Annotated in this window: 27 protein-coding genes and 1 riboswitch; of the genes, 8 read left to right on the top strand and 19 right to left on the bottom strand. The window is 69.3% G+C overall.

From position 1 onward, the window contains the following. Positions 1-37 precede the first annotated feature (37 nt). Entirely contained in the window at positions 38-1,975 is a 1,938-nt protein-coding gene (gene glmS / locus KBZ19_RS08705) for a glutamine--fructose-6-phosphate transaminase (isomerizing) (protein WP_255100616.1), read from the bottom strand. A gap of 215 nt (positions 1,976-2,190) precedes the next feature. After that, positions 2,191-2,436: a photosystem I iron-sulfur center protein PsaC gene (gene psaC, locus KBZ19_RS08700; RefSeq protein ID WP_094513650.1), complete on the bottom strand. Its 246-nt coding sequence runs from the start codon at positions 2,434-2,436 to the stop codon at positions 2,191-2,193. Positions 2,437-2,583: 147 nt separating this feature from the next. Between psaC and acpP the strand changes: the two genes are divergently transcribed. From acpP to KBZ19_RS08680, 4 genes are read left to right on the top strand one after another with little or no spacing between them, the layout of a single operon-like run. After that, entirely contained in the window at positions 2,584-2,826 is a 243-nt protein-coding gene (gene acpP / locus KBZ19_RS08695; RefSeq protein WP_094513653.1) for an acyl carrier protein, read from the top strand. Positions 2,827-2,834: 8 nt separating this feature from the next. Continuing rightward, entirely contained in the window at positions 2,835-4,082 is a 1,248-nt protein-coding gene (gene fabF, locus KBZ19_RS08690) for a beta-ketoacyl-ACP synthase II (RefSeq protein ID WP_094513981.1), read from the top strand. Positions 4,083-4,139: 57 nt separating this feature from the next. Continuing rightward, complete coding sequence (gene tkt, locus KBZ19_RS08685; protein ID WP_255100615.1) at positions 4,140-6,155, top strand: transketolase; 2,016 nt, start codon at positions 4,140-4,142, stop codon at positions 6,153-6,155. Between the two features lie 17 nt (positions 6,156-6,172). Beyond that, a complete protein-coding gene (locus KBZ19_RS08680; protein ID WP_255100721.1) occupies positions 6,173-6,934 on the top strand; it encodes a putative 2OG-Fe(II) oxygenase in 762 nt (253 codons plus the stop codon). 60 nt (positions 6,935-6,994) lie between these two features. Here KBZ19_RS08680 and KBZ19_RS08675 read toward each other — a convergent pair whose 3' ends face one another. The 12 genes from KBZ19_RS08675 to ruvB all read right to left on the bottom strand — a co-directional run bounded on the left by KBZ19_RS08675 (position 6,995) and on the right by ruvB (position 18,706). After that, on the bottom strand, positions 6,995-7,774 hold the full coding sequence (locus KBZ19_RS08675) for an ABC transporter permease (protein WP_094513659.1): 780 nt from the start codon (positions 7,772-7,774) through the stop codon (positions 6,995-6,997). After that, positions 7,771-8,667 (bottom strand): ABC transporter permease, encoded by an 897-nt coding sequence (locus tag KBZ19_RS08670; RefSeq protein WP_255100614.1) that lies wholly within the window; start codon positions 8,665-8,667, stop codon positions 7,771-7,773. The genes KBZ19_RS08675 and KBZ19_RS08670 overlap by 4 nt, the downstream gene beginning before the upstream one ends. Beyond that, positions 8,645-9,856: a PotD/PotF family extracellular solute-binding protein gene (locus tag KBZ19_RS08665; protein WP_255100613.1), complete on the bottom strand. Its 1,212-nt coding sequence runs from the start codon at positions 9,854-9,856 to the stop codon at positions 8,645-8,647. The genes KBZ19_RS08670 and KBZ19_RS08665 overlap by 23 nt, the downstream gene beginning before the upstream one ends. Next, on the bottom strand, positions 9,853-10,902 hold the full coding sequence (locus KBZ19_RS08660; RefSeq protein WP_255100612.1) for an ABC transporter ATP-binding protein: 1,050 nt from the start codon (positions 10,900-10,902) through the stop codon (positions 9,853-9,855). Before KBZ19_RS08660 ends, KBZ19_RS08665 begins: the two co-directional genes overlap by 4 nt. Positions 10,903-11,064: 162 nt before the next feature. After that, entirely contained in the window at positions 11,065-12,078 is a 1,014-nt protein-coding gene (locus KBZ19_RS08655; protein WP_255100611.1) for an acetylserotonin O-methyltransferase, read from the bottom strand. Between the two features lie 471 nt (positions 12,079-12,549). Next, the gene (locus KBZ19_RS08650) at positions 12,550-12,996 is read right to left on the bottom strand and encodes a cupin domain-containing protein (protein ID WP_255100610.1); all 447 of its coding nucleotides are present in this window, start codon (positions 12,994-12,996) and stop codon (positions 12,550-12,552) included. Positions 12,997-13,046: 50 nt separating this feature from the next. Next, positions 13,047-14,432: a phosphomethylpyrimidine synthase ThiC gene (gene thiC / locus KBZ19_RS08645; protein ID WP_094513674.1), complete on the bottom strand. Its 1,386-nt coding sequence runs from the start codon at positions 14,430-14,432 to the stop codon at positions 13,047-13,049. Between the two features lie 93 nt (positions 14,433-14,525). Next, a riboswitch (TPP riboswitch) is annotated at positions 14,526-14,651 on the bottom strand. 50 nt (positions 14,652-14,701) lie between these two features. Further along, positions 14,702-15,322 (bottom strand): HEAT repeat domain-containing protein, encoded by a 621-nt coding sequence (locus tag KBZ19_RS08640; RefSeq protein ID WP_255100609.1) that lies wholly within the window; start codon positions 15,320-15,322, stop codon positions 14,702-14,704. A 12-nt stretch (positions 15,323-15,334) separates the two neighbouring features. Further along, the gene (locus KBZ19_RS08635) at positions 15,335-15,568 is read right to left on the bottom strand and encodes a DUF3188 domain-containing protein (protein ID WP_255100608.1); all 234 of its coding nucleotides are present in this window, start codon (positions 15,566-15,568) and stop codon (positions 15,335-15,337) included. Next, a complete protein-coding gene (locus tag KBZ19_RS08630) occupies positions 15,565-16,701 on the bottom strand; it encodes an amidohydrolase (RefSeq protein WP_255100720.1) in 1,137 nt (378 codons plus the stop codon). The genes KBZ19_RS08635 and KBZ19_RS08630 overlap by 4 nt, the downstream gene beginning before the upstream one ends. Before the next feature lie 98 nt (positions 16,702-16,799). Beyond that, complete coding sequence (locus KBZ19_RS08625; protein ID WP_255100607.1) at positions 16,800-17,546, bottom strand: tetratricopeptide repeat protein; 747 nt, start codon at positions 17,544-17,546, stop codon at positions 16,800-16,802. Further along, entirely contained in the window at positions 17,546-18,706 is a 1,161-nt protein-coding gene (ruvB, locus tag KBZ19_RS08620; protein WP_255100606.1) for a Holliday junction branch migration DNA helicase RuvB, read from the bottom strand. The genes KBZ19_RS08625 and ruvB overlap by 1 nt, the downstream gene beginning before the upstream one ends. Before the next feature lie 59 nt (positions 18,707-18,765). Here ruvB and smpB point away from each other — a divergent pair, with 59 nt between their 5' ends. Next, positions 18,766-19,263 (top strand): SsrA-binding protein SmpB, encoded by a 498-nt coding sequence (gene smpB, locus KBZ19_RS08615; protein ID WP_094513691.1) that lies wholly within the window; start codon positions 18,766-18,768, stop codon positions 19,261-19,263. A 67-nt stretch (positions 19,264-19,330) separates the two neighbouring features. Next, a complete protein-coding gene (locus KBZ19_RS08610) occupies positions 19,331-20,329 on the top strand; it encodes an SIS domain-containing protein (protein ID WP_094513693.1) in 999 nt (332 codons plus the stop codon). A 42-nt stretch (positions 20,330-20,371) separates the two neighbouring features. Here KBZ19_RS08610 and kdsB read toward each other — a convergent pair whose 3' ends face one another. From kdsB to KBZ19_RS08595, 3 genes are read right to left on the bottom strand one after another with little or no spacing between them, the layout of a single operon-like run. Further along, the gene (kdsB, locus tag KBZ19_RS08605; protein ID WP_255100605.1) at positions 20,372-21,235 is read right to left on the bottom strand and encodes a 3-deoxy-manno-octulosonate cytidylyltransferase; all 864 of its coding nucleotides are present in this window, start codon (positions 21,233-21,235) and stop codon (positions 20,372-20,374) included. Positions 21,236-21,263: 28 nt separating this feature from the next. Further along, on the bottom strand, positions 21,264-21,734 hold the full coding sequence (locus tag KBZ19_RS08600; RefSeq protein ID WP_399220120.1) for a diadenosine tetraphosphate hydrolase: 471 nt from the start codon (positions 21,732-21,734) through the stop codon (positions 21,264-21,266). Beyond that, positions 21,725-22,435: a glycosyltransferase gene (locus KBZ19_RS08595; RefSeq protein WP_255100604.1), complete on the bottom strand. Its 711-nt coding sequence runs from the start codon at positions 22,433-22,435 to the stop codon at positions 21,725-21,727. Before KBZ19_RS08595 ends, KBZ19_RS08600 begins: the two co-directional genes overlap by 10 nt. Before the next feature lie 26 nt (positions 22,436-22,461). On the opposite strand from KBZ19_RS08595, the gene kdsA reads away from it, so the two are divergent. Next, positions 22,462-23,310 (top strand): 3-deoxy-8-phosphooctulonate synthase, encoded by an 849-nt coding sequence (gene kdsA / locus KBZ19_RS08590; RefSeq protein ID WP_255100603.1) that lies wholly within the window; start codon positions 22,462-22,464, stop codon positions 23,308-23,310. Next, the gene (locus KBZ19_RS08585; protein WP_255100602.1) at positions 23,307-23,933 is read left to right on the top strand and encodes an HAD family hydrolase; all 627 of its coding nucleotides are present in this window, start codon (positions 23,307-23,309) and stop codon (positions 23,931-23,933) included. Before kdsA ends, KBZ19_RS08585 begins: the two co-directional genes overlap by 4 nt. Here the strand turns inward: KBZ19_RS08585 and KBZ19_RS08580 are convergent. After that, positions 23,899-25,170 (bottom strand): CCA tRNA nucleotidyltransferase, encoded by a 1,272-nt coding sequence (locus tag KBZ19_RS08580; protein ID WP_094513702.1) that lies wholly within the window; start codon positions 25,168-25,170, stop codon positions 23,899-23,901. The two genes, KBZ19_RS08585 and KBZ19_RS08580, sit on opposite strands and share 35 nt — an antisense overlap. Before the next feature lie 89 nt (positions 25,171-25,259). Beyond that, on the bottom strand, positions 25,260-26,099 hold the full coding sequence (locus KBZ19_RS08575) for a sulfotransferase (protein WP_315856339.1): 840 nt from the start codon (positions 26,097-26,099) through the stop codon (positions 25,260-25,262). Positions 26,100-26,124 lie beyond the last annotated feature (25 nt).

The following is a 26,124-nucleotide window of genomic DNA, read 5'->3' as shown; positions in this document are numbered from 1 at the left end:
ACCAGCACGATCGGAGCGTCAGGGGCGAAGGGAAGGGTCACTCCACAGTGACGCTCTTGGCCAGGTTGCGGGGCTGATCGACGTCGAGGCCGCGATGGGCCGCGATGTGATAGCTGAGCAACTGCATCGGGATCACGGTGAGCAGGGGCGAGAGCAGCTCGTCGACGGCCGGCACCGGCAGCAGCACATCGAAGAGTCCGGTGTCGGGGCCTTCCGGCGCCACGCCGATCAGACGGGCGTCACGCGCCTTGGCCTCCTGAGCGTTGGAGAGCACCTTGTCGAACACCACACCTGGCATGGCGATCGACACCACCGGCACACGCGCATCGAGCAGGGCGATCGGCCCGTGCTTCATCTCGCCGGCCGGGTAGCCCTCGGCGTGGATGTAGCTGATCTCCTTGAGCTTGAGGGCCCCCTCCAGGGCGATCGGGTAGTTGATGCCCCGGCCCAGGAAAATCACGTCCTGGGTATCGGCGAACAGGTGGGCCAGCTCGGCGCACTGGCGGTCGTGCGTTTCCACCAGCTGCTGGAGCTGGGCCGGCAGGGCCCGCAGGCCGCTCACCAGGGCCTGCAGCTGGGCCGGGCTGCGGCTGGAGCGCCGCTCGGCGAACGACAGGGCCAGGCCATAGAAGGCCAGCAGCTGGCCCATGAAGGTCTTGGTGGCGGCCACCCCCACCTCGATGCCGGCGCCGATTTCGAGCAGGTGGGGAACCAGGCGTCCGAGCGAGCTCTCCGCCCGGTTGGTGATGCCCAGCAACTTCGGGGCGTAGGCGGGATCGGGGATCAGGTCGCGCCGCTCACGCTCCATCAGCAAGGCGGCGAGGGTGTCAGCGGTTTCGCCCGACTGGGTGACCCCGATCGTGAGGGTATGGGGCACCAGCGGCGGCGGTGCGTAGCGGAACTCGCTGGCGTAAAACACCGAGGTGGGCAGGCCGGCCAGCTGCTCCAGCAGGTAAGCGCCCACCATCGAGGCATGGCGGCTGGTGCCGCAGGCGAGGATCTGAATCCGCTCCACCTGCTCGAACACCCCGTCTTCCAGGGGCAGGGCCACCAGGGAGGGTCCGGCTGGGCCGCCGTTCGGCTCGGGCAGGTGACGCGCCACCCACAAGGCCGCCGTTTCCGACTGCTCATGGATCTCCTTGAGCATGAAGTGGCGGAAGCTGCGCTTGTCCGCCACGTGCTCGGTGCCGGTGAGCAGGCGCGGCAGGCGCTGCACCCGGGCACCGGCGGCGTCATAAAGCTCGATGCCGAGGGGCGTGAGCAAGGCCAGCTCGCCGTCCTCCAGCGGCAGGATCGTGCGGGTGAAGCCGGCCAGGGCGGGCGTGTCGCTGGCACAGAGGAACTCCCCTTCGCCAAGACCGATCAGCAGGGGCGCCTGACGCCGGGCCACCACCAGGGCGCCGGGCGTCTGGGCCCACAGCACCGCGAGGGCGTAGGCGCCATGCAGCAGGGGCAACACCTGCTGCAGCGCTTCGAGCAGAAGGGCGCCGCTCGGGATCGCCCCCGCGTCCAGCCGCGCCGCCAGCTCCCGCGCGATCAGGTGCGGGATCACCTCCGTGTCGGTGTCGGAGCGGAAGTGGACGCCCTGGGTCTGCAGCTCCTCGCGCAGTTGCCGGTGATTTTCGATGATGCCGTTCTGCACCACCGCCAGCTGGCCGCTGCCATCGAGGTGGGGGTGGGCGTTGCGCTCCTCGGGCTTGCCGTGGGTGGCCCAGCGGGTGTGGCCGATGCCGCAGTTGCCGGGGGCGCCCTGCCGCTCCAGCCGCTGGGCCAGGTTCACCAGCTTGCCCTCGGCCCGCAGGCAGACGAGCTGGTGGGTGCCGGCCAGGTCAGCCGAGGGGGCGGCGGCCCCGGCAGCCATCGACACGGTGGCCAGACCGGCGGAGTCGTAGCCGCGGTACTCGAGCTGACGGAGGCCTTCCATCAAGAGAGGGGCGGCCTCCCTGGAGCCGATCACCGCAACGATGCCGCACATGGGCGATGGGCCGGAATTGGGGTGGTTCTACAGGATCGCCGCTGCCTGGCAACAGTGCCAGGTGCCAGCTGCTGCGAGCTGACAGGTGCCAGGTGCAGGGCCGCCGGCACCCAGGCCGAAGCTTCTTGCGGCAGGCACGCACAGCGGGCAGGGCCCGACATGCAAAAGCCCGGCGTGCGCCGGGCTGGAAGCGCTGCAGAAGGCTGCGCCTGACTTCAGTAGGCCAGACCCATGCTGCGGCTGGTCTCGTCGCCCAGATAGACACGGACGCTGAGGAAGTCGGTGGGGCAGGCGGTTTCACAACGCTTGCAACCGATGCAGTCTTCGGTGCGAGGGGAGGAAGCGATCTGGCCGGCCTTGCAGCCATCCCAGGGCACCATCTCCAGCACATCGAGAGGGCAGGCACGGACGCACTGGGTGCAACCGATGCAGGTGTCGTAGATCTTGACGGAGTGGGACATGCCCGACCGGAGGCGAACGGCGTGCGGCCAAGGTACCCAAGGCGACCGAAGCCAAGGCTGGGCCGGCCCGAGGCCGTCATTCTTTTTCATATGGCTCGGGGGCCCGTCCGGGGCGACCCGTAGGATGCGGCCTCCCTCTAAGCGGCCATGTCACAGGAAGCGATCTTCGAGAAAGTGCGTTCGATCGTTGCCGAGCAACTCAGCGTGGATGCCGCTGAGGTCAAGCCCGAATCGAACTTCCAGAACGACCTCGGCGCCGACTCTCTCGACACGGTGGAGCTGGTGATGGCCCTGGAAGAAGCCTTCGATATCGAGATCCCCGACGAGGCCGCTGAAGGCATCACCACCGTGGGTGATGCCGTGACTTACATCCTGGATAAGCAGGCCTGAGGGTGTTGATGGTGGAGGGACTCCACCGCGTCGTGGTCACAGGCCTGGGCGCGGTCACACCGATCGGCAACACCGTTACCGATTACTGGGAAGGCCTGGCCTCGGGGCGCAATGGCGTGGCCGCGATCACCCTGTTCGACGCCTCGCGCCATGCCTGCCGTTTTGCGGCGGAAGTGAAGGATTTCGATCCCGTCGGCATGATCGACCGCAAGGAAGCCAAGCGCTGGGATCGCTTCTGCAAGTTCGGCGTGGTGGCCGCCAAGCAAGCCGTGCTGGATGCCGGTCTCACGATCGACGACACCAACGCCGACCGGGTGGGTGTGTCGATCGGCTCTGGTGTGGGCGGACTGCTGATGATGGAGAGCCAGGCCCATGTGCTGGCCGACCGCGGGCCGGACCGGGTCAGCCCGTTCTGCGTGCCGATGATGATTCCCAACATGGCCGCCGGCCTGGCCGCCATCGCCCTGGGGGCCAAGGGTCCGAGCAGCGCCGTGGCCACCGCCTGTGCCGCCGGCTCCAACGCCATCGGCGACGCCTTCCGCCTGATCCAGATGGGCCTGGCCGACGCCATGGTGTGCGGCGGCGCCGAATCGGCGATCACTCCACTCGGGGTGGCGGGTTTCGCCAGTGCCAAGGCACTGTCGTTCCGCAACGACGACCCCGCCACCGCCAGTCGCCCCTTCGATGCGGAGCGCAACGGCTTCGTGATCGGCGAAGGGGCCGGGATTCTGGTGCTGGAAAGCCTGGATCACGCCACCCGGCGCGGCGCCGAGGTGCTGGCGGAGATCGTCGGCTACGGCATGACCTGCGATGCCCACCACATCACCTCCCCCACACCCGGTGGGGTGGGTGGTGCCGAAGCGATGCGGCTGGCCCTGCGTGATGCCCGCCTCGACGCCGAAGCTGTGGATTACGTGAATGCGCACGGCACCAGCACCCAGGCCAACGACAGCAACGAAACGGCCGCCATCAAGGCCGCGCTCGGTCCGCACGCGCTGCGCACACCGATCAGCTCCACCAAATCCATGACCGGCCACCTGCTCGGCGGCAGCGGCGGCATCGAAGCCGTCGCCGTGGTCAAGGCGATGGAGCACAACCTCATACCCCCTACGATCAACTTCCAGAATCCGGATCCGGCTTGTGATCTGGATGTCGTGCCGAACCAGGCGCGGGAACAGAAACTGAACGTCGTGCTCTCGAACTCCTTCGGGTTTGGTGGTCACAACGTCTGCCTCGCATTCCGCAGGAAGCCCTGAACGCCCCCGTTCAGCCGTCCTTCAGGAAGCCCTCACACCACCCCCCTCCTCTTCGCCATGGTCGCTGCCCCTTCAGTGGACACCTTGTCCATCGACACCCTCTGCATCAACAGCATCCGCTTCCTGGCGATCGATGCCGTCAACAAGGCGAATTCCGGTCACCCGGGCCTGCCGATGGGCGCAGCGCCGATGGCCTATGCGCTGTGGGACAGGGTCCTGAAGCACAACCCCAGCAACCCCGGCTGGTTCAACCGCGACCGCTTCGTGCTCTCGGCCGGCCACGGCTGCATGCTGCTCTATTCGCTGCTGCACCTCACCGGCTACGACAGCGTGGGGCTGGAGGACATCAAGCAGTTCCGCCAGTGGGGCTCCAAGACCCCCGGCCACCCGGAAACCTTTGAAACCGCCGGTGTCGAAGTCACCACCGGCCCTCTCGGCCAGGGCATCGCCAACGCCGTGGGCCTGGCGATCGCCGAAGCCCACATGGCAGCGCGGTTCAACAAGCCCGGCGTTGAGCTGGTTGATCACTACACCTACGTGATCATGGGCGACGGCTGCAATCAGGAAGGGGTGGCCAGCGAAGCCGCCTCCCTGGCGGGCCACCTGGGCCTGGGCAAGCTGATCGCCCTCTACGACGACAACCACATCACGATCGACGGCAACACCGCGGTGTCGTTCACCGAAGACGTGATGAAGCGGTACGAGGCCTATGGCTGGCACGTGCTGCATGTGCCCGATGGCAACACCGATGTGGCGGCGATCACCAAGGCGATCGAGGAGGCCAAGGCGGTCACCGACAAGCCCAGCCTGATCAAGGTCACCACCACCATCGGCTACGGCTCCCCCAACAAAGCCAACACCGCCGGTGTGCACGGCGCTGCCCTCGGCGCTGACGAAGCCGAGCTCACCCGTAAAGCCCTCGGCTGGTCGTATGGACCGTTCGAAGTGCCCCAGGAGGCCTACGACCACTGGCGTCAGGCCCTCAGCCGCGGTGCCGCCGCCGAAGCGCAGTGGAACGCCGACCTGGAGACCTACCGCTCCCAGTACCCCACCGAGGCAGCTGAATTCGAGCGCCAGCTGCGTGGCGAGCTGCCCGAGGGCTGGGAGGCCAAGCTGCCCACCTTCACCCCCGCAGACAAAGGTCTGGCCACCCGCCAGCACTCCTACAACGTGCTCAACGCCGTGGGACCCAGCCTGCCGGAGCTGATCGGCGGCTCCGCCGACCTCACCCACTCCAACCTCACCGACATCAAGGGCGAGGCCAGCTTCCAGAAAGGCGGCGAAGCCAATCGCTACCTGCACTTCGGCGTGCGTGAGCACGCCATGGCCTCCATCCTCAACGGCCTGGCGTATCACGGCAGCGGCCTGGTGCCCTACGGCGGCACCTTCCTGGTGTTCGCGGGCTACATGGTGGGCGCCATGCGCCTGTCGGCCCTCAGCGAGCTGGGCGTGATCTACGTGCTCACCCACGATTCCATCGGCCTCGGCGAAGACGGCCCCACCCACCAACCGGTGGAAACCCTTGCCTCGCTGCGTTCGATCCCCAACCTGCTGGTGATGCGTCCCGGCGATGGCAACGAAACCAGCGGCGCCTACAAGGTGGCGATCAGCAACCGCAAGCGCCCCACCGTGCTGGCCCTCAGCCGCCAGGCGATGGTGAACCAGGCCAACTCGTCGATCGATCAGGTGGCCAAGGGCGGCTACGTGCTGATCGACTGCGACGGCACCCCCGATCTGATCCTGATCGGCTCCGGCACCGAGCTCGACCTCTGCGTCAAGGCCGCCGAGCAACTGAGCGCGGATGGCAAGCAGGTGCGCGTGGTGTCGATGCCCTGTGTGGAGCTGTTCGAGGAGCAGGACGCCAGCTACCGCGAAGCGGTGCTGCCCGCGGCGGTGCGCAAGCGCCTCGTGGTGGAGGCCTCCAGCTCGTTCGGCTGGCACAAGTACTCCGGCTTCGACGGTGACACCGTGTCGATCGATCGCTTCGGTGCCTCCGCCCCTGGCGGTGTGTGCCTCGAGAAGTTCGGCTTCACGGTCGACAACGTGGTGGCGAAGGCGAAGGCCCTGGGCTGAGCCGTTCCGCCATGCCGATGGAGATGCTCGAGCTGTTTCCGCGTTACGTGCTCACGGGCACGTTGCCGGTCGGCACGCTGGAGCCTCTCCTTTCCCTGGCGGAGCGGGTGCTGGCCGATACCGGCCTCACCAGCGATGCCTCCGCGAAGCTCGCCGGCCAGTTGCAGCAGCAGCGCGAGCTCGGTCCGCAGTTTCCGGAGATCACGGCCCTGTGCAGCGAGGTGGTGCTGCCGGCCTGCGAGCGCTGGCTGCGCCACGTGATGGAGCGGCAACCGCCCCAGGGTCGCGGCCCCTGGCATCCGGGCCGCTACGGCCTGCAGATGATCGACATCTGGCTCAACAGCCAGCAGGCCGGTGACTACAACCCGGTGCACACCCATGGCGGCTCGTTTTCCGGCGTGCTGTTCCTGAAGGTGCCACCGCAGATCAACGGCACCAGCTTCGACGGCCAGCTCTGCTTCCACGGCCCGGAGGAGTGGCACATCCAGAGCTTCCGTACCGGTATGGCGCACTACGTGCAGCCCGTGCCGGGCACCTTCTATGTGTTCCCGGCCTGGCAGCCCCATTCCGTGCCGCCCTTCCGTGGCGAAGGCGAGCGCTGGTCGCTGGCCTTCAACGTGCAGGCGGTTCCCGCGCCGCCAGGGGGGCAAGGAGCCCAGGCCGCTGCGGCCGTGCCCCGCGGCCGCCTGGAGGTGGGCCCGGCCATGCCAGTGCCGCCCCCGGCCAGCGGCAACGTGTCGCTGTCCTCCACCCGGAAGCGGCCCGGCGGCTTCGCCTGAGCGGAGCGGGGGCGGCGTGCAGCTGACCCAAGGTCTTGCGCGGCGAGGCCTGTCGCCGAGCTAACCGCGGCGCTGGCGGGGCGGTGAGGCGAGCACCAGCAGCACGGCGCTGACGAGCAGCACCAGGGTGGAGAGCACCTGGATCTGGGGCGAGATCTCGCGCTGAAAGGCACCGGCCAGGTAGAGCGGCAGGGTGACGATCTCGCCGGCGGTGAAACTGCTGATCACGTAGTCGTCGAAGGAGAGGGAAAAGGAGAGCAGGGTGGCCGCCAGCAGGCCAGGCGCCAGCAGCGGCAGGGTGACCCGGCGGAAGGCCGCCAGCGGTGGAGCGCCCAGGTCCTGCGCAGCGAGCTCGAGCGTGGGGTCGAACCCTGCCAGCCGTGCCTTGAGGGTGAGCGCCGCGTAGCTGAGGCAGAACAGGCTGTGGGACAGCAACAAGGTGAGCGGTCCACGGGGCAGATCGACGCGCACGAAGAGGGTGAACAGGGCCGTGGCCAGCACGATCTCCGGGTTGGTGAGCGGCAGGGCCAGCAGCAGCTCGATCCAGCGCCCCGCCCGCAGGCGGGCGCGGCTGAGCGCCAGGGCCATCAGCCCACCCAGCAGCACCGCCAGCAGCGCAGCCGCCAGGGCAAGGCCGAGGCTGGTGAGGAAGGCCTGGGTGAGGGCGACGTTACGCAGCGGATGCCGCCAGTTCTCCAGGGTGAAGCCCTGCCACAGCAGGTTGAAGCGCCCGCGGGGGGCGTTGAAGCTGAACAGCACGGTGACGACCACCGGCGCATACAGCAGGCCATAGGCCAGCGCACTCCATACACCCAGCAGCAGCGCACCGGTTCGGTTCATGGCAGCGGCAGATCCTCCACGCCACGGCTGCGCAGCTGCAGCACCACTGCCACCGAGATCAGCGCCATCAGCATGAGCGTCAGGGCCGCCGCCCGGGGCGCCTGCAGTTGCACCAGCAGCAGGTTGTCGATCGTGTTGGCGATCATCCGCTCATTGGGGCCGCCGAGGAACAGCGGATTCACGACATCACCGGCCGCCGGGATCAGGCTCAGCAGCAGGCCGGCTCCCAGCCCCGGCAGCGACAGGGGCCACACCACCCGAACGAAGGAGCGCAGCGGACCGGCATGCAGATCAGCGGCGGCCTCCAGCAGGCGGGGATCGATCCGCTCCATCGCCACCACCAGCGGCAGCACCAGAAACGGCAGCACCCCATTGGTGAGGCCCAGGATCACCGAAGTGGGCGTGTTCAACAGCCGTCCATCACGCAGCACCCCCAGCCCATTGAGCAGCTCGGTGAGCCCAAGGGTATCCAGCACGCCGAGCACCGGACCGTTGTCCCCGAGCAGGCTGGTCCAGGCAATCGCCCGCACCAGAAAGGACGTGAGCGAGGGCAGCACCACGAGGCCGATCAGCAGCGGTTGCCAGCGGCCGCCATGGAAGCGGATCGCGAAGGCCAGCGGATAGGCCAACACCAGGCCCACGGCCGTGGCCACCAGTGCGTAGCTGAAGGAACGCACCAGGATCGGGCCGTAGGCCTGCAGCACCTCCAGATAGTTCGCCACCCGGCCGGTGAACACCGTGTCGAGGCCGAAGCGGCTGAGCGGCTCCGACAACGACAGGGGCACCAGACCGAGCAGCGGCAGCACATACAGGGCCAGCAGCCACAGCAGGCCCGGGGTCAGCAGCAGCCACGGCCAGTGGCGCCGGAGTTCAGCCCTCGGTGATACGGGCAAAGCGTTCCTCCCAGCGGGCTTCCTCCTGATCGCTGAGCGGCCCGAAGACATGCAGCTTCTTCTGCATGGCCGCATCCGGGAACATCAGCGGGTTGTTGGCCAACGGGGCGGTGGCGGGATCCTTCGCCAGCACCTCGCGCACCCCTTCCACCGGGGAGATGTACTGCACCGCAGCGGCGATGCGTGCCGCTTCCACCGGCTCGTAGACCCAGTTGAGCCAGCGGGCCACCTCCTGCGGGTGGCGGGCGCCCTTGGGCATCAGCATCACGTCGGCCCAGAGCACACTGCCGCTGTCCGGCACCAGGAAGCGCAGGTCGGGCTGCTCCATGGAGAGCTGCGCCACATCCCCCGACCAGCCGATGCAGGCGGCCAGGTTTCCGGCCAGCAGATCGGTCTGGTAGTCGTTGCCGGTGAAGCGACGGATCTGGCCGTCCTTGCGGGCCTGCTCCAACCGGTCGAAGGAGGGCTGGGCTGCGGCCCAGGTGGGGCGGGTGATGTCCTGGCCGTCGGCCAGCATCAGCAGGCCCATGGTGTCGCGCATCTCCAGCAGCGCCGACACGCGGCCCTTGAGCGCCGGATCGAACAGATCATCGATGCCGCGCAGTTCCCGGCCCGTGGCCTTGATGTTGTAAGCAATGCCAGCGATCCCCGACTGCCAGGGCAGGCTGAAGCGCTGCTCCGGATCCCAGGAAGGCTTGCGCAGGGAGGGGACAAGATTGCGGGCGTTGGGCACCTCCGCCAGCGGCAGCGGCTCCATCCAGCCCAGCCGGATCAGCCGTTCGGCCATCCAGCCGGTGAGCACGATCAGGTCCTGAGCGAGCGGCCGGCCGGCAGCCAGCTGGGGCTGGATGCGGGCGAAGAACTGGCGCACATCATTCACGTCCTCGATGTAGCGCACCTGGATGCCGGTGTCCTTCTGGAAGCGCGAGACGCTGCCGGGGGCGCCAGGGGCGTCCACATCGATATAGAGGGGGAAGTTGGAGATCACCAGCTCCCTGTCCTTGCCGCCGCCGTCGCCGCCCTCGCTCTGGCCGCCGGTGCCGCCGCCAGCCCCACCGCCACAGGCCTGCAGCAGCGGCGGTGTGAGCGCCACCCCCGCAGCCGCCAGCCCCAGCTGGCGCAGAAAGACCCGGCGGCTGCGGGGGGATGGGGCGGAGCCGGAGCGGGAGGGGGTGAACGGACGGGTCATGGGCGGCTGGGCGGCTGGAGGGCGTGGCTGTCGGCGGGGTTCCACCGGCACCAGAGCTCGGTGCCGATGGAGAGATCGTCCGGCAGGCCGGCGCTGGTATCGATCGCGATCAGCGGCAGATCATCGGCACAGCGCAGACGCACCTCCACCGTGGCTCCCTGAAAGGCGAGTTCGCGCACCCGCGCCCGCAGTCCCCGCTCCCCTTCCCCCGGCGGGGAGGCGCTGAGCCGCAGGCGCTCGGGCCGCAGCAGCCGCACACCCTCCCCGGCACCGTTGGGCAGCAGGTTGGCGGCGCCCAGGAAGGTGGCCACCACGGCGCTGGTGGGGCGTTCATAGAGCTCCCGCGGCGTGCCCACCTGCTCGAGCCGGCCGCGGTGCAGCACCGCCAGCCGGTCGCTCAGGCTGAGGGCTTCTTCCCGGTCGTGGGTGACCAGCAGGAAGGTGATGCCCACCTCCCGCTGGATGCGCTTGAGCTCGGAGCGCATGGTGCGACGCAGATCGGGATCGAGTGCCGCCAGCGGTTCGTCCAGCAGCAGGGCAGCCGGGGCGTTCACCAGCGCCCGCGCCAGCGCCACCCGCTGCTGCTGGCCGCCGGAGAGCTGGTGAGGCCGGCGCCGGGCCAGCTCCGTGAGCCGCACCACCTCAAGCGCTTCGCCCACCCGGCGGCGGATCTCCGGCTCCGGCCGGCGCAGCGAACGGGGCCCGAAAGCCACGTTGTCCCAGACGCTGAGGTGCGGGAACAGGGCGTAGTTCTGGAAGACCAGATTCACCGGCCGCCGGTGAGGCGGCGCCTGGGTGAGGTCCTGGCCCTGCAGCAGGATCCGGCCCGCCTGGGGGCGCTCGAAACCGGCGATCAGGCGCAGGGTGGTGGTCTTGCCGCAGCCGGAGGGGCCCAGCAGGGAGAAGAACTCGCCGGCAGCGATCGACAGGCTGAGGTCGTCGAGGGCGGCCTGATCGCCGTAGCGATGGCTCACATGGCGCAGCGCGATCGCCTCGGCGGGGAGGGCCGCGACGCGGCCGCTCTCCAGGACGGGCTGCGTGAGCACAGAGGAAGCGCGAATGGGCCCCCTTTTAGCAATGTCCGGCCCGCTGTGATGTCCACCAGCAGCTGGCATCAGCAGTTGAACAGATGGCGCCGGCATGGGGCAGCGGAGCCAGCCGTTCAGACAGGCGCGACAGGCCATGGCAGACCTGGGGCCCTAGGTGGCCTACTTGATCGCCACCACCATCGAATCAGGCCCTACGAGGGGTTCCACCCGGCTGCTGGAGAAGCCCGCCTCCCGCATCCAGCCGGCGCAATCGGCGCCGGTGTAATCGAAGCCGCCGGGTGTTTCGATGAGCATGTTGAGGCTCATCATCAGACCGAAGGCATTCTGCGAGCGGTCGTCGTCGATGATGGCCTCGTAGACGATCAGGGCACCGCCGGGCGGGAGTGCGTCGTAGGCCTTGGAGATCAGCATCTTCTTGGTGGCGAGATCCCAGTCGTGCAGGATGTGCCCCATCAGCACCACATCGGCCTGAGGCAAGGCCTGCTGAAAGAAGTCACCCGGCTGGAAGCTGAGGCGATCTGCCACTCCAGCCGCGGCGACATACTCCTCGAACAGCGGCGCCACCTGCGGCAGATCAAAGCCGATGCCCCGCAGGTGTGGGTTGGCGAGGGCGATCTGGGTAGCGAGATCCCCCTGTGCCGTGCCCACATCCACGAATCTGCGTGCGGTCTGCCAGGGGTAGTGGCGGGCGATCGCCATGTTGGCCCCCCGGCTGATGCCGGTCATGGAGGAGAGGAATTCCTTCAGCCGGGCCGGGTCGCTGTAGAGCGTTTCAAACAGCCCCGTGCCGCCGTTGCGCAACTCGTTCTGCGGCGCGCCCGTGCGCAACGCTTCGGTGAGGTGACCCCAGAAGGGATAGAGGCGATGGTTCGCCATCTCAAGAATGCCGCCCAGGTAGGTGGGCTGGTGGGGATCGAGGAAGAGATCGCTGTCCGGAGCATTGGCATAGCCGGCCGGGCCACGGCTGAGGAAGCCGAGGGCCACCAGCGCATCGAGAAAGTCGCGCGCCGCACGCGGATGCAGACCAAGGCGCTCGCTGAGACCTTCGAAAGGTTCCGGACCATCCGCCAGCGCACGGAACACACCGATCTCGATGGCGCTGAGCAATGTTTTCGAGGCCCAGAACGCCAGGCCGGTCTGCAGGATCTTGTCCGGAGTGGGTTGCTCAGGCACGCAGGTCACCAGATGTTGAAGGGAGTCGCAGCAGCGGCCGTGGTTGAGGGTTGACGCCTCTGACAGCGGTTCGCCGCGGAGCAAGCCCGGCGCTACCGCAGCGTCGCTGACGGCGGCAGGGGCACTGGAGCCTAAAAGAGGAAGGGTCTGTGGCTGAATCGCGCCTTGGCTGAATCACCCTGCCGGCCGTGGCCGAGGGGGCCGGGCGTGGCCCAGGTGGCACCCTACCCGCCACGCCCGAGGCCCTGCGGGTTCCATGACCACCTGGGACTCCTGCAACCACGCTGATGGGCAGGAACAGTGGCCAATCAGGGGCGCCAGCACGTGCGCGCCTTAAAACTCCAGCCGGAGCGACAGCAGCAGCAGGGCAGCAGCCGCACCTGCCGACGGAGGCGAATGGCTTGAAGCCGTGCAGGCGGAGGCGACCACCTGGGTGTCCCTTCAGCTGGAGACAAACAGCTGGATGTCTCTTCAGGTGGAGGCGAACACCATGAGCAATGACGCCGCCTGGGGGAAGGATTGCCCGAGGACCTCCAGCTCCATCCGCTCAACCTCCTCCGGCATCACCCGACCCCATACGGCCGTGCCCAGCAGCGCGTAGCCAAAGGAGCCTCCGGGGGCCACCCGTCCGGCATGGAATGTGCCGCCTGGAATGGCCAGCTGGGGCCGCTCACCAGACGCCAGGTCACTGCCGACCTGCGCGATCGAGGCATGGCCTTCGGGCGACACCAGCAGCACTTGCAGCGGGTCTCCCAGGTGGTGGTGATACACCTGGTCGTGGCGGATGCGGTGCAGCTGGATGCCTCGCTCCGGGCTGGCAAGAAAGTAGAGGGTGCCGCCTGGAATCTCCCGGGCCACGAAGCTCTCGGCCACCCTGCCGCAGGTGCGATGGGGCTCCAGCCCGAGCCAGGCAACCACCTGCTCGGCGCTGGGTGGCTGGGCCCCTTTCGGGCCGTGGCCGGGCAACTTCAGACCCCTACCGGCTGGCCGGCAGCCGCCTGGGCCTTCAGCACGTCTTCGAGGCCGGCGAGATCCTCATCGGTGATCTTGGTCTGCATCGGGCAGTGCTTGGGACCGCACATTGAGCAGAACTCCGCCTGCTTGTAGATGTCGGCCGGCAGGGTTTCGTCGTGGTATTCGCGGGCGCGCTCGGGATCGAGCGAGAGCTCGAACTGGCGGTTCCAGTCGAAGGCGTAGCGGGCACGGCTGAGTTCATCGTCGCGATCGCGGGCGCCGGGGCGGTGGCGGGCGATGTCGGCGGCGTGGGCGGCGATCTTGTAGGCGATCAGGCCCTCACGCACATCCTCGGCATTGGGCAGGCCCAGGTGCTCCTTCGGGGTGACGTAGCAGAGCATGGCCGTGCCGTGCCAGCCGGCCAGGGCGGCACCGATCGCGCTGGTGATGTGGTCGTAGCCAGGGGCAATGTCCGTCACCAGCGGGCCGAGCACATAGAAGGGCGCTTCGCTGCACTCCTCCATCTGCTTCTTGACGTTGAACTCGATCTGGTCCATCGGCACGTGGCCGGGGCCCTCCACCATCACCTGGATGTCGTGCTCCCAGGCGCGGCGGGTGAGCTGGCCGAGGGTTTTGAGCTCCGCCAGCTGGGCGGCATCGGAGGCATCGTGCTGACAGCCAGGCCGCAACGAATCGCCCAGCGAAAAACTGCAGTCGTAACGCTTGAAGATCTCGATGATGTCGTCGAAGCGGGTGAACAGCGGGTTCTGCTTGTGGTGGTAGAGCATCCACTGGGCCAGGATGCCGCCGCCGCGGCTCACGATCCCCGTGAGGCGGCCCTTCACCAGCGGCAGGTGCTCGATCAGCAGACCGGCGTGGATGGTCTGGTAATCGACGCCCTGCTGGCAATGCTTCTCGATGATGTGCAGGAAATCATCGGCATCGAGCTTCTCGATCGAGCCGTGCACGCTTTCGAGCGCCTGATACACCGGCACGGTTCCGATCGGCACGGTGGAGGCGTTGATGATCGCCGTGCGCACCTCATCGAGATTGACGCCGCCGGTGGAGAGATCCATCACCGTGTCGGCGCCGTACTTCACCGCCAACCGCAGTTTTGCCACCTCTTCCTCGAGGTCGGAGGCATTGGGGGAAGCGCCGATGTTGGCGTTCACCTTGCACCTGGAGGCGATGCCGATCGCCATCGGCTCCAGATTGGTGTGGTTGATGTTGGCAGGGATGATCATGCGGCCCCGGGCCACTTCTTCCATCACCAGGGATTCGGGCAGGTTCTCCCGCTTGGCCACGTAGGCCATCTCCTCGGTGATCACACCCTGGCGGGCGTAATGCATCTGCGACACGTTGGCGTCGCCGCGACGCTTCTCAATCCAGGCGCTGCGCATGATCGACTCGAGAAATGGGGCGTTCGGACCGGGTCGCTGGGAAGCGAGGACACAACTCCGGAACCGGGCGCCACCGGGACCGATCGGACCGCGGTTGCATTCGGGACACTTCCCTGCGCCGGCATGACCCGGATCAGGTTCGGAGGGTGTGATCTCAGCCGAGGCCCAGGCGCACTTCCGGTGGGAAGCAGGCTCGGGGCGGCACCCCTAGTGACCGGCCAAAGCTAGCAAGGGTGCCTGTGAATGCCGGAGTTCAGCACAGAACCCATTCAGGGCTGCAGTCCGTTGAGGGCGGCCGCCACCACCCGGTGGTCGGGGTCGTTCTGCAGACCGCGCAACAGCGCCCGCACCGCTTCGGCACCCTCCGCCGGCGCCACTTCATGCGCCAGCCGGCCGAGGATTTCGGCGCCACCCACCCGCACCGAGCTGTCGGGATCGGCGATCGCCATGCGCGCCAGCTCCAGCAGCGGTTCAAACCCCATCACCGCCTGCTCGGCCAGGGCCGAGAGGATGCTGCAGCGCACCAGCCACTGGTCGTCGGCGGCGAAGGCCTCGCGCAGCAGCGGCCAGGCCTGCTCGGCGCCATAGCTGGCCAGGGCGTTGGCGGCCTCCGCCCGCACGTTGGCGTCGTCGTCGTGGCGCAGGGCCCGCTGCAGCGCCTCCCAGCCCGCCGCACTGCGCTTCACGCCCAGGCCGGCGCAGCTGAGCGAGCGCACGATGAAGGGTTCCTGCTCCAGGCCGAGCAGCAGCAGCGGGATCGCCACCTCGCTTTCCACGCCCCGCAGCCCCGCCAGGGCCGGCATCGCCTGCACCGGATCACCGGAGGCGATGGCGGCGCGCAGGGCGTCCGCATCCAGCGGCGGCTTGCTGTCGGAAGAGGAATCGGCCATGGCTCCACCCTGTCACGGAGGGGGAGGAAATGACTGCACCTGCCGGAGGCATTCCCGCACCACCCGGCGGCGACGACGGCGGCGCAGGCTGCTGCTCACCAGCAGGCCGCTGCCGATCAGCAGCGCCGGCAGACCCTGCACCCGCTGGATTCCCTGACGCGACACGATGCTGATCAGCGCCAGCAGGATCAGCAGCGGCGCCGACAGCGCCAGCAGCGCGCGGAGGGTGCGGTCGCGGGCGCTCACACCCGGCGCTCCATCCAGAGCAGCAGGCTGAGCGTGAGCACCTGCACGCCGACGGCGATCGCCCCTTCGTCAGGGTCGAAGCCGCCGTTGTGGAGGGCCGCGCAACCCTCGGGCCCGGCCACCCCCAGCCGGAACATGGTGCCCGGCGCAGCGGTGAGCAGCTCGGCGAAATCCTCCGCCCCCAGGGACGGCTGCTCCAGCCGCCGCACCTGCGGACGATCGAGCAGCGCCAGGGCCGCCTCCTCCACCAGCTCGGTGAGCGCCGGGTCGTTGTGCACCGGCGGCGAGATGCAGCGGTAGCGCACCCGCGCCTCGCCGCCGTAGCCGCGGCAGATGGCATGCACCGTGTCCTCGATCCAGCCGGGCAGTTCGGCGTGCACCTCGGTGTCGAGGCAGCGCACCGTGCCCAGCAGGCGCACATGGTCGGCGATCACATTGAAGGCCTTGCCCCCCTCGATCCTGCCGAAGCTCACCACCACCGGCTGCAGCGCATCCAGCCGCCGGCTGATCGCCTCCTGCAGACCGCTCACCACCCGGGCCGCGATCCAGATCGCATCGGTGGACTGGTGCGGGCGGGCGCCGTGGCCGCCTTCGCCGAGCACCTCCACTTCCAGCTCGCCCGCCGCGGCCGTGAGGCTGCCGCTGCGCACACCGATGCTGCCCACCGGCAGACTCGGAAACACATGCACGCCGAACAGGGCCTGCACTCCCTCCATGGCGCCGTCGGCCAGCATCCAGGCCGCCCCCTGGGCGATTTCCTCGGCCGGCTGAAACAGCAGCCGCACCCGGGCCGTGAGCCGCGGGGCGAGGGGCGCCAGCAGCCGCGCCACCCCCAGGCCGATCGCGGTGTGCATGTCGTGCCCACAGGCATGCATCAGCCCCTGATGGCAGGAGGCGAAGGGCAGGCCCGTGCGCTCCTCCACCGGCAGCGCGTCCATGTCGACCCGCAGAGCCAGCAGTGGCGCCGCTTCAGGGCCAAGCTCCGCGACCACGCCGGTGCGGCCCACCCCTTCGCGCACGTCCCACCCCAGCAGGCGCAGCTCCCCGGCCACCAGGGCGGCGGTCTGGTGTTCCGCCCCGCTCAGCTCCGGATGGGCATGAATGTGGCGACGCAGCCCGATCAGCTCCGGCATCGCCTGCTGGAGGGCCGCCTCCAGCTCAAACTGCTGCCAGAGCGTCAGCGGCGCGACCGGCAGGCTGGACAGGGACGGACGCGTTGACGCGGCAGGGCTCATCGACGGGCCAGTTGCAGAAAATCCTGAAGAGCGTGCACCGGCAGGGGAGGCCAGCGCCGTATCTGCAGGAGCCATTCTGGCTGCCGGTAGCGGGGGTCGAGGCCGGAGGCCGCCGCCCAGTTGCTCTCAGCCTCCCCTGAGGCGCCGCGTTGCCACAGCACAGCCGTGAGGCCGGCGCGGGCATCGGCGAACAGCGGGTAGCGGCGAATCAGCAGGCGCAGTTCCCGCTCGGCCGCCGCCCCATCCCCCTGCTGGAAGGCCGCCAGGGCGGCGCTGGAGCGGGCCATCGCAAAGCCCGGCCGGGCCAGATCGGCCGCTTCGAAGCAGCGGCGCGCCTGGTCCCAGTGTCCCTGGGAGCCGCGGACATTGCCGAGGTTGTAGAGCGCCGCCGCATCGGCCGGATCGTTCTGGAGGATCGCCTCGTAGTCGGCAGCGGCCAGGTCCCACTGCTGCAGGGACTCCTCGGCGATGCCCCGGTTCAGGTAGGGGTCGGCGCTGCCGGGTTCGAGCGCGATCGCGCGGTTCTGGTCGCTGATCGCGCCCTGCGGATCCCCCATCGCCAGCCGCACGTTGCCGCGGTTGCTCCAGGCGGAGGCATCGCCGGGCAGCTGCTCCACCACCTGATCCCACAGGGGCAGGGCCTCACCGAAGCGCCCGTCGCGGCTGGCGCTCAGGGCCGCATCGAACAGCTGGGGCACACTCATTTGCGCGGCCAGCAGCACCGCCAGCAGGGTGGCGAGCATCAGGCCGCCTCCGGCCAGGCGAGGTGTTCACGGGCGGCGGCGGTGGCGATGCGGCCCCGCGGGGTGCGCTGCAGGAAGCCCAGCTGCAGCAGGAAGGGCTCCACCACCGTTTCCAGCGTGACCGGGTCTTCGCCCAGCCCGGCGGCCAGGGTCTCGAGGCCCACCGGGCCACCGCCGTAGCCCTCCAACAGCAGCTGCAGCAACCGCCGGTCGCTGGCATCGAGGCCGCGGGCATCCACGCGGTGCAGGCTGAGGGCTTCAGCCACCAGCGCCGCATCGATGCAGGCGTGGCCGCGCACGCTCGCCACATCCCGGACGCGACGCAGCAGGCGGTTGGCGATCCGGGGGGTGCCGCGGCAGCGGCGGGCCACCTCGATCGCGGCATCGCCCGCGAGCTCCAGCTTCAGCAGGCCGGCGGCCCGCTCCACGATCGCCTGCAGATCGGGCAGGTCATAGAACTCCAGCCGCTGGATCAGCCCGAAGCGATCACGCAACGGCGAACTCAACGCTCCCGCCCGGGTGGTGGCCCCCACCAGCGTGAACGGCGCCAGCGGCACGGCGCGGGTGCGGGCCGTGGTGCCCTTGCCCACGGTGAGATCCAGCCGGCAATCCTCCATGGCGGGGTAGAGCAGTTCTTCAGCCACTCGGTTGAGCCGGTGGATCTCATCGATGAACAGCAGGTCGCGCGGCTGCAGGTTCATCAGCAGCCCGACGATGTCGCGCGGGCGTTCCAGCGCCGGCGCACTGGTGATGCGGCAGCGCACGCCCAGCTCCTCGGCCAGCACCAGGGCCATGGTGGTCTTGCCGAGGCCGGGGGGGCCGTAGAGCAGCACGTGATCGAGCGCATCGCCGCGGTTGCGGGTGGCCTCCACCGCGATCGCCAGCACCTGCTTGAGCTCCCGCTGGCCGATGTACTCCCCGAGCCGGCGCGGGCGGAGCGTGTCCTCGCGCAGCAGCCGCGGGGCCTCGGCTGTGCCGCTCAGCTCAGCGGCGCCGGCTGAATCGGCTGGGTCGCCGGCCTCAGCCCTGTCGAGGCCTGCGGCGGGGTCCAGGGCGCTGTCATACGGATGCGGCTGCGCATCCACCAGGCGTCTGGAGCCCAGGCGACTGGAGCCCTTGCCAGAGGTTCGATCGGACGGGCCGGAGGACACGATCGCCATGGCAGGAGCGTAGGGAGGACCGGGCCTGCTTAGGGTCGAGCCTGAGGCCGGGGGTGGCAATGGCGAAGGCAGCGGGAAAGAAAGCCGCGCGGGCAGCCCGTGATGCGGCCAACCGCCTGCTGGCCGACAACCGCTTCGCCCGTCACCAGTACGAGATTCTCGAAACGCTGGAAACCGGTCTGGAGCTGGTGGGCACCGAGGTGAAGTCGATCCGGGCCGGCAAGGCCAACCTGCGCGATGGCTTCTGCCTGATCCGCCAAGGGGAACTGCAGCTGCACAACGTGCATATCTCGCCCCACAGCCACGCCGGCGCCTATTTCAACCACGAGCCGCTGCGCACCCGCAAGCTGCTGGCCCACCGCCGCGAGATCGACAGGCTGCGCATCGCCATCGATCAGAAGGGGCTGACGCTCATCCCCCTGAACCTGCACCTCAAGGGCTCATGGATCAAGCTCACGCTCGGCCTGGCCAAGGGCCGCAAGCTGCACGACAAACGCCAGGAGGAGCGTCGCAAGGACGCCGACAGGGAAGTGCGCGCGGCCTTGACCCGCGGCTGAACCCGGCCACCGCCCCGGGCCCGGTGGCACGCCATACAGTCGCCACGCCCCATCGCCAGCAGCTGCCATGTCGGCATTGACCCGCTGCCTGCAGGAAGAGGCCGCCGCGATCGCCGCTGCCGCAGGCCGGATCGAAAGCTGCCAGGTGGATGCAGCCCTGGCGATGCTGGACCGCTGCGCCGACCAACGGGCCAAGCTCGTGATCACGGGGGTAGGCAAGAGCGGCATCGTGGCCCGCAAGATCGCGGCCACCTTCTCCTCGATCGGGCTGATGTCGCTGTACCTCAACCCGCTCGATGCCCTGCACGGAGACCTGGGTGTGGTGGCCCCGCAGGACGTGGTGCTGCTGCTCTCCAACAGCGGCGAAACCGGCGAACTGCTCGAAATCCTTCCCCACCTGCGCCGGCGTGGCACCGGCCGCATCGCCCTGGTGGGAAAACTGCAGTCGAGCCTGGCCCGCGGCTGCGATGTCGTGCTCGATGCCTCGGTGGACCGGGAGGTCTGCCCGCTCAATCTGGCCCCCACCGCCAGCACGGCGGTGGCGATGGCGATCGGCGATGCCCTGGCCGCCGTATGGATGGAGCGGCGCGGCATCTCCCCGGCCGACTTCGCCCTCAACCATCCGGCCGGTGCGCTCGGCAAACAGCTCACGCTCACAGTGGCCGATCTGATGCTGCCCACCACCCAGCTGCATCCGCTGGAGGAAAGCGACAGCCTCAGCGCCGTGATCGCCCTGCTCACGCGCGATGGTGCCGGGGCCTGCTGGGTGCGCCGCAGCGGCGCGCCGCAGCAGCTGGCGGGCCTGATCACCGACGGCGACCTGCGCCGGGCCCTGGAGCAGAACGCCGCGTCCGGCTGGGCTGAGTTGTGCGCCAGTCAGCTGATGACGGCCGATCCGATCACGGTGGGGCCGGGCATGCTGGCGGTGGAAGCGTTGGAACGCATGGAGCGCAACAGCCGCAAGCCGATCGGCGTGCTGCCCGTGCTCGACGACGCGGGAACCATGCTGGGCCTGCTGCGACTCCACGACCTGATCCAGGCGGGGCTGAGCCCCAGCTTGAGCTGAAGGTGTGGCCGCATGGCGTCCTGCAGAGTGGGCGGGGCCCGCTCAGGCGGCAGCCAGGCGGCGGGCCTGCTCCAGCTGGGCGGCGGTGTCGACCGAGAGGAAATCACCCTCCACCGGGAAGGTGCCCACCGTGAGGCCCGCCTCGATCAGCCGCAGCTGCTCCAGCTTCTCGGTGTGCTCCAGCGGTGAGTGGGGCAAGGCATTCCAGCGGGCCAGCACGTCGGCGCGGTAGCCGTAGATGCCTACATGGCCCCAGTAGGGCGCATGGGCGTGCCAGTGCTGCGGATCCTCACCGCGTACGTGCGGGATGGCGGAGCGGGAGAAGTAGAGCGCGCGGCCGTCGGCCGCCAGCAGCGTCTTGACCACATTGGGGTCGTGGATCTTCTCCGGCAGCATTCGGTAGATCGGGGTGAGCACCTCCGGCGTGGGCGTGCGCCGCTCAAACTCAAGTGCCATCGCATCGATCACGGCCGGATCAATGAACGGCTGATCCCCCTGCACATTGATAATCACGCTGCGGACCGCGGCCAAGGCGCCGCCCGTGGCCCCCGCCCGGGCAATCAGGGCCTCCACCACCGAGGCGAGCCGCTCGCTGCCGGAGCTGCAGCTGGCGCTGGTCATCAGCACCGGAAATCCCCAGCCCTCGGCCGCCGCCCGCAGCACCTCGCTGTCGGTGCAGAGCACCACCGCAGCAGGCCGCTGCGCCAGGCGGCAACGCAGCAGCACCCGCTGCAGCATCGGCTGGCCGCCGATGTCGGCCATCACCTTGTTGGGCAGGCGGGACGACTCCAGCCGCGCCGGCACGGCCACCACGCAGGCCAGCGCCGGTGGGCTGGCGAGGGCGGCAGGCTCCGGCGCCGAGGCGCCACCACCGTGCTGCCGATCGCTCAAGCCACTGCCCGTCATCTGCTGCCAAGACCCTGGTGGCGGGAGCCTATTCCCACAGCGCCGTGAGGCTGCGGGCCTGCCGCACCAGCGCTTCCACCCGCTCGGGCGCCGCCGCTGGCCGGGCGCCGGCCTCCATCTGCCGGTACACATCCGCCACCCGCCAGGCGGCGGTGTCGGGGTCGGCGGCATGGCGGGGGATCAGGTGGGCGTGCAGGTGCCGGGCCCCCTCCCCGAAAGCGATCACATAGACGCGCTCGCAGCCGGTGAGCTGGCGCACCAGGGCACTGCAGCGCTGCAACATCGGCCCGAAGGCCGCCGCCTCCGCGGCCGTGAAGGCGGCCGGGCCATCGAGGTGGCGGACCGCATCGAGCAGCAGCCAGCCCGGCAGCGGCGCCGGTGTGGGGTGGTGCCGCAGCAGCCACAGGGGCCGGCGCAGGATCTCGTACCGGGCGATCGCCTCCGGCTCGGCGTGCAGACGGCAGACGCCACAACCGGCGGCCACTTCGCTCAATCCCACAGACGCATGGCGTCGTCGCGGGCGGCATACCAGCGGGCGGCCAGGGGCCCGCCCATCGTGCGGCATTCACGGAACCAGGGGCCGCCCAGGGTCCAGTGCAGCAGGGCGGCACCGCCCGGCTCCGGCGCCAGCGGCGGCGGCGCCTGCACATCGACGAGATGGTTCCAGCGGTCGGGCAGGGCGCCGATCTCGTGATCCCCCGCCAACCAGTGGAAGCGGTGCAGATCGAGGCCGGAGGCGGTGTTGACGTACTCGGGGGTGAGCGCGGTGCAGCGGCTGGTGTTGAACAGCATCAACGAACTCCAGTTTTTCTTCGGATAGGCCGATTGCCGCTCACCGAGAAACTTCACGTTTTCGCCAGGAACGTGATCGTGCTGCACGCACATCACCGCGAAGCGATCATCCCGCAGGGCCCAGAGTTCAGTGATGTCACTGAGACACAACATGTCGCAGTCCATGAAAATCGCCCAGCCCTGATAGCCGCACAGCTGCGGCACGAGGAAGCGGGTGAACGAAAAGGCCGTGCTTTGCCTGGGATCCCGCTGGCGCCAGTACAACCCCTGGCACTCCAGCTGCGGCGTCTCGAGTGGTGTGATCGCCAGCGTTTGTGTGCTGTTCTGATACAGACTGTCGATCAACACATTGGTGGCCGCCCGCTCGCGCGGATCGACACCGATGAAAATGGGGATGGGCCTACTCATTGGGGTGAGCATATGTCCCGGCTCCCGTGAGCCATGCTGAGGGCACCTGCACGCGGTGGACCGTGAGTTTCATCCTGATCGCCGGCCCCTGTGTGATCGAAAGCCCGGAACTTGTGTTCGAGGTGGCCGAGCGGGTCAAGGCCATCACCGAGCGGCTCGGCATCACCTATGTGTTCAAGGCCAGCTTCGACAAGGCCAACCGCAGCTCCGGCGGCTCCTTCCGCGGCCCCGGCGTGGCCGAGGGCCTGGAGGTGCTGGCGGAAGTGAAGCGCCGCACCGGGCTGCCTCTGCTCACCGACATTCACGAAAGCCAGCAGGCCGCTCCAGTGGCCGCCGTGGTGGACGTGCTGCAGATTCCCGCCTTCCTCTGCCGTCAGACCGATCTGCTGCTGGCCGCCGCTGACGCCGTTCGCGGCACCGGCAAGACGATCAACGTGAAGAAAGGCCAGTTCCTCGCCCCCTGGGACATGGCCCAGGTGGTGACCAAACTGCGCGAGGCCGGCGTGGAGAAGCTCTGGCTCACCGAGCGGGGCTCCAGCTTCGGATACAACACCCTGGTGGTGGACTACCGCGGCCTGCCCCAGCTGCGGGCGCTCGGCTGCCCGGTGATCTTCGATGCCACCCACTCGGTGCAGCAGCCCGGTGGTCGTGGCAGCAGCAGCGGTGGCCAGCGTGAATACGTGGCGCCGCTGGCGCGCGCCGCAGTGGCCGTGGGGGTGGACGGCCTGTTCATGGAGGTGCATCCCGACCCGGAGAACGCCCTCAGCGACGGGCCCAACATGGTGCCGCTGCATCGGCTCGAACCCCTGCTGGAGCAGTTGCTGGCGATCCGCGCCCCGCTGCAGCAGCGCCCTGAAGCGGTCAGCACGCTGTGAATGGCGGCTGGCTGGCCCGCGGCCGCAGCCGGCTGGCGGCGCGGCGCTGCCGCGATCGGCTGCGGCAGCTGAAGCTGCTGGTGCTGGATGTGGACGGGGTGCTCACCGATGGCGGCCTCTGGACCACCGAGAGCGGTGAGGTGATCAAACGCTTCGATGTGCGCGACGGGCTGGGCATCCGCCTGCTGCAGCAGGCCGGGCTGGAGGTGGCCCTGCTCAGCGGCGGCAAGAGCGGGGCCACCGAGCAGCGGGCCCGCTACCTGGGCGTGCAGCACTGCCTCACCGGCGTGAAGGACAAACCCGCCGCCCTGGCGGCCCTGCAGCGGCAGCTGGGGCTGACCCCCGCCGCCACGGCCTTCGTGGGCGACGACCTCAACGACCTGCCGGTGCGCCCGGTGGTGGCGCTGCTGCTGTGCCCCGCCGACGCGGCGGCCCCCCTGCGACGCCACTGCGACTGGGTGCTGCCGCGGCGCGGCGGGGACGGGGCCGTGCGCCTGGTGGCGGAGGCGATCCTGCAGGCGCAGGGGCGCTGGCAGGCGCTGGCCGGCGCCGGCTGGCTCGATCGCAACGACGGGCCCGCAGCGCCGCTCACCACCGCTCCCGGTCGAGCCGCTCGGCCCTGAGGGCACGCAGGCGCTCGCCCAGCGCTGGCCCCTGGGTCAGGCCCGTGGCCAGCAGCTCCGCCGCCGTGCAGGGGGGCGGCAGCTGGCGCCAGCGCAGCAGCCAGCGCAGCAGTCCGCGGCGCAACGCCAGCCCAGGGGCGGGAGCGGCCGGCCCCGCGCCGCAGGCCAGGGCCAGCACCACGGAGTCGAGCGGCAGGCCCTTGCGCTCCAGCCGCTGGCTGAGCGCCGCCGGCGAGCGCGGCAGGGAGCCGCTGGGTAGGCGTTGCAGGCCCCGCAGTGCCTGCAGGCTGCGTTCTGGCAGTTGCAGGCGCTGCGCGGGCGGCAGCGGATCCTGGAGCGCAGCCAGCAGGGCCAGCAGCCGCCACGGGCCTGGCGACCAGCCTGGTAGATCCGCTGCCGCCCGCAGCCGGTCGGCCCAGCGCAGCCGCCGCCGCCAGCTGCTGTCGCCCTGCAGACCCGGGGCCAGCAGCGCCAGCCCCTGCCAGCCCTGCAGCAGCTGCAGGGCCTGCGGCCAGGGTTCGCGGCCCAGCAGCAGCTCCAGTTCCCGCCGCAGGCGCGTGCCCAGCGAGGGCACCGTGCCCGCCGCCGGCCAGGGCCAGCGGGCCAGGGTGTCGGTCCACTGCCGCAGGCTGCCGGGCGCCAGGTCCATGCCCAGGCGGGCGCCATAACGGGCCGCCCGCACCAGCCGGGTCGGGTCGTCGCTGAGGCTGCCGGCGTGGAGGAAACGCAGCCGCCGCGCGGCCAGATCCGCCAGACCGTCGTGGGGATCGAGCAGGGCGCCATCGGCGAGCACCAGCGCCATGGCGTTGATGCTCAGGTCGCGGCGGGCCAGGTCGTCGTCGAGGGAGCCGAAAAACACCGTGGGGTTGGCACCTGGATGGGCGTAGCGCTCGCCGCGTGCCGTGGCCAGATCCAGCACCACCCCATCGATCTCAAGCTCGGCGGTGCCATAGGCCGGATGCAGCTGACAGAAGCCCAGCCCCGCTCCCGGTGTGCCCCGCAGGCGCTCCACCACCCGGTGGGCCGCCGGCGGTCCCGCCGCTTCACTGCCTTCTTCCACCACCAGATCGAGATCGGGCAGGCCACGCCAGGGGTCGTTGTGGACGCGGTGCAGCAGCAGATCCCGCACCGCACCGCCCACCAGAGCCACCCGCAGCGGCGCTGCGGCGCGCACCACCGTGGCCAGCACCCGCTGCACGGGGGGATCGAGCGCGTCGAGCAGCGAAAGGCCGGGCATGGGGGGAAAGCGATTGTTCTGAGTGAAGCGACGCCAGCCTTGTCCATCAGCACTTCACTGCACCACGAAGGCGCGAACGCCTCCTGTGATCACATCAAGCCAACGGGATCGACCAGATCATTGGAATAAACGAGCCGCCGGTTCATGCCCTGCCATCCCGGCAGCAGCAAGGCCAGATGGACAGGCAGAAAGGGGCTGTTGAGCCAAGCGGCGTCGTAGCGGATGCGGGCACTTTTCACTGGATCAAAACGCATGTGATTGCCGCTGAGGATGTGGCTGCCGGTGGAAGGGCCCGGCATGAGCATCGCCGGCTCAAAGCTCAGATCAAGCCAGTGGCACAAGCGGGTGAGCGCAGCTTCGGGGGCCAGAGCCAGCTCCTCATAGCCCAGGAGAAACACAGGCTTGCCCGCCGTTTGCAGGCGCCGCTCGAGCTGGCCATTGACACGGCGCCAGCGGACCAGCGACCGCCAGCCACTGGCCACCTGGCGCCGGGGGCGGCGTGCGATCGCGTGAACCCAGGAGCGCACATCGCGGACCAGAAACAGCACCCGGATTTCCATGCCAAGCGCCGCATCAGGCAGGGTCAGCAACTCCAGATCCGACTGAAACGAGTCGACCATCCAGCGCAGTGGCTCGGCGAGGGCTTGCTCTTGAGCATGCGCTACCAAACGCTGCCACTTTTGAGCCAGCGGCAGGTGATCGTGAGCCGGTAGCCACTCCAGAAGCGGCCCCCAGACCGGGCATTGCGCCGCGATACAACCGCAGGTGCAGAGACGTTCGTTGCGCAGTTCGCGCCGCAGCCTGGCCGGACCACCGCCTTCCTCACCGGGCGCGGGCCTACGCAACAGGCGCACCGCCTCGCCGAAGCCCTGCACCTGGGGATGGGCACCGAGCGCCAAATCAAGAAGGGTGGTACCGCTGTGGCCCAATCCGCGGATGAGGAGCAGCTTCGGG

This window comes from Synechococcus sp. L2F (genome assembly GCF_024345695.1).
Lineage (GTDB): Bacteria > Cyanobacteriota > Cyanobacteriia > PCC-6307 > Cyanobiaceae > MW101C3.
This window is presented reverse-complemented; position numbering and strand designations above follow the sequence as displayed.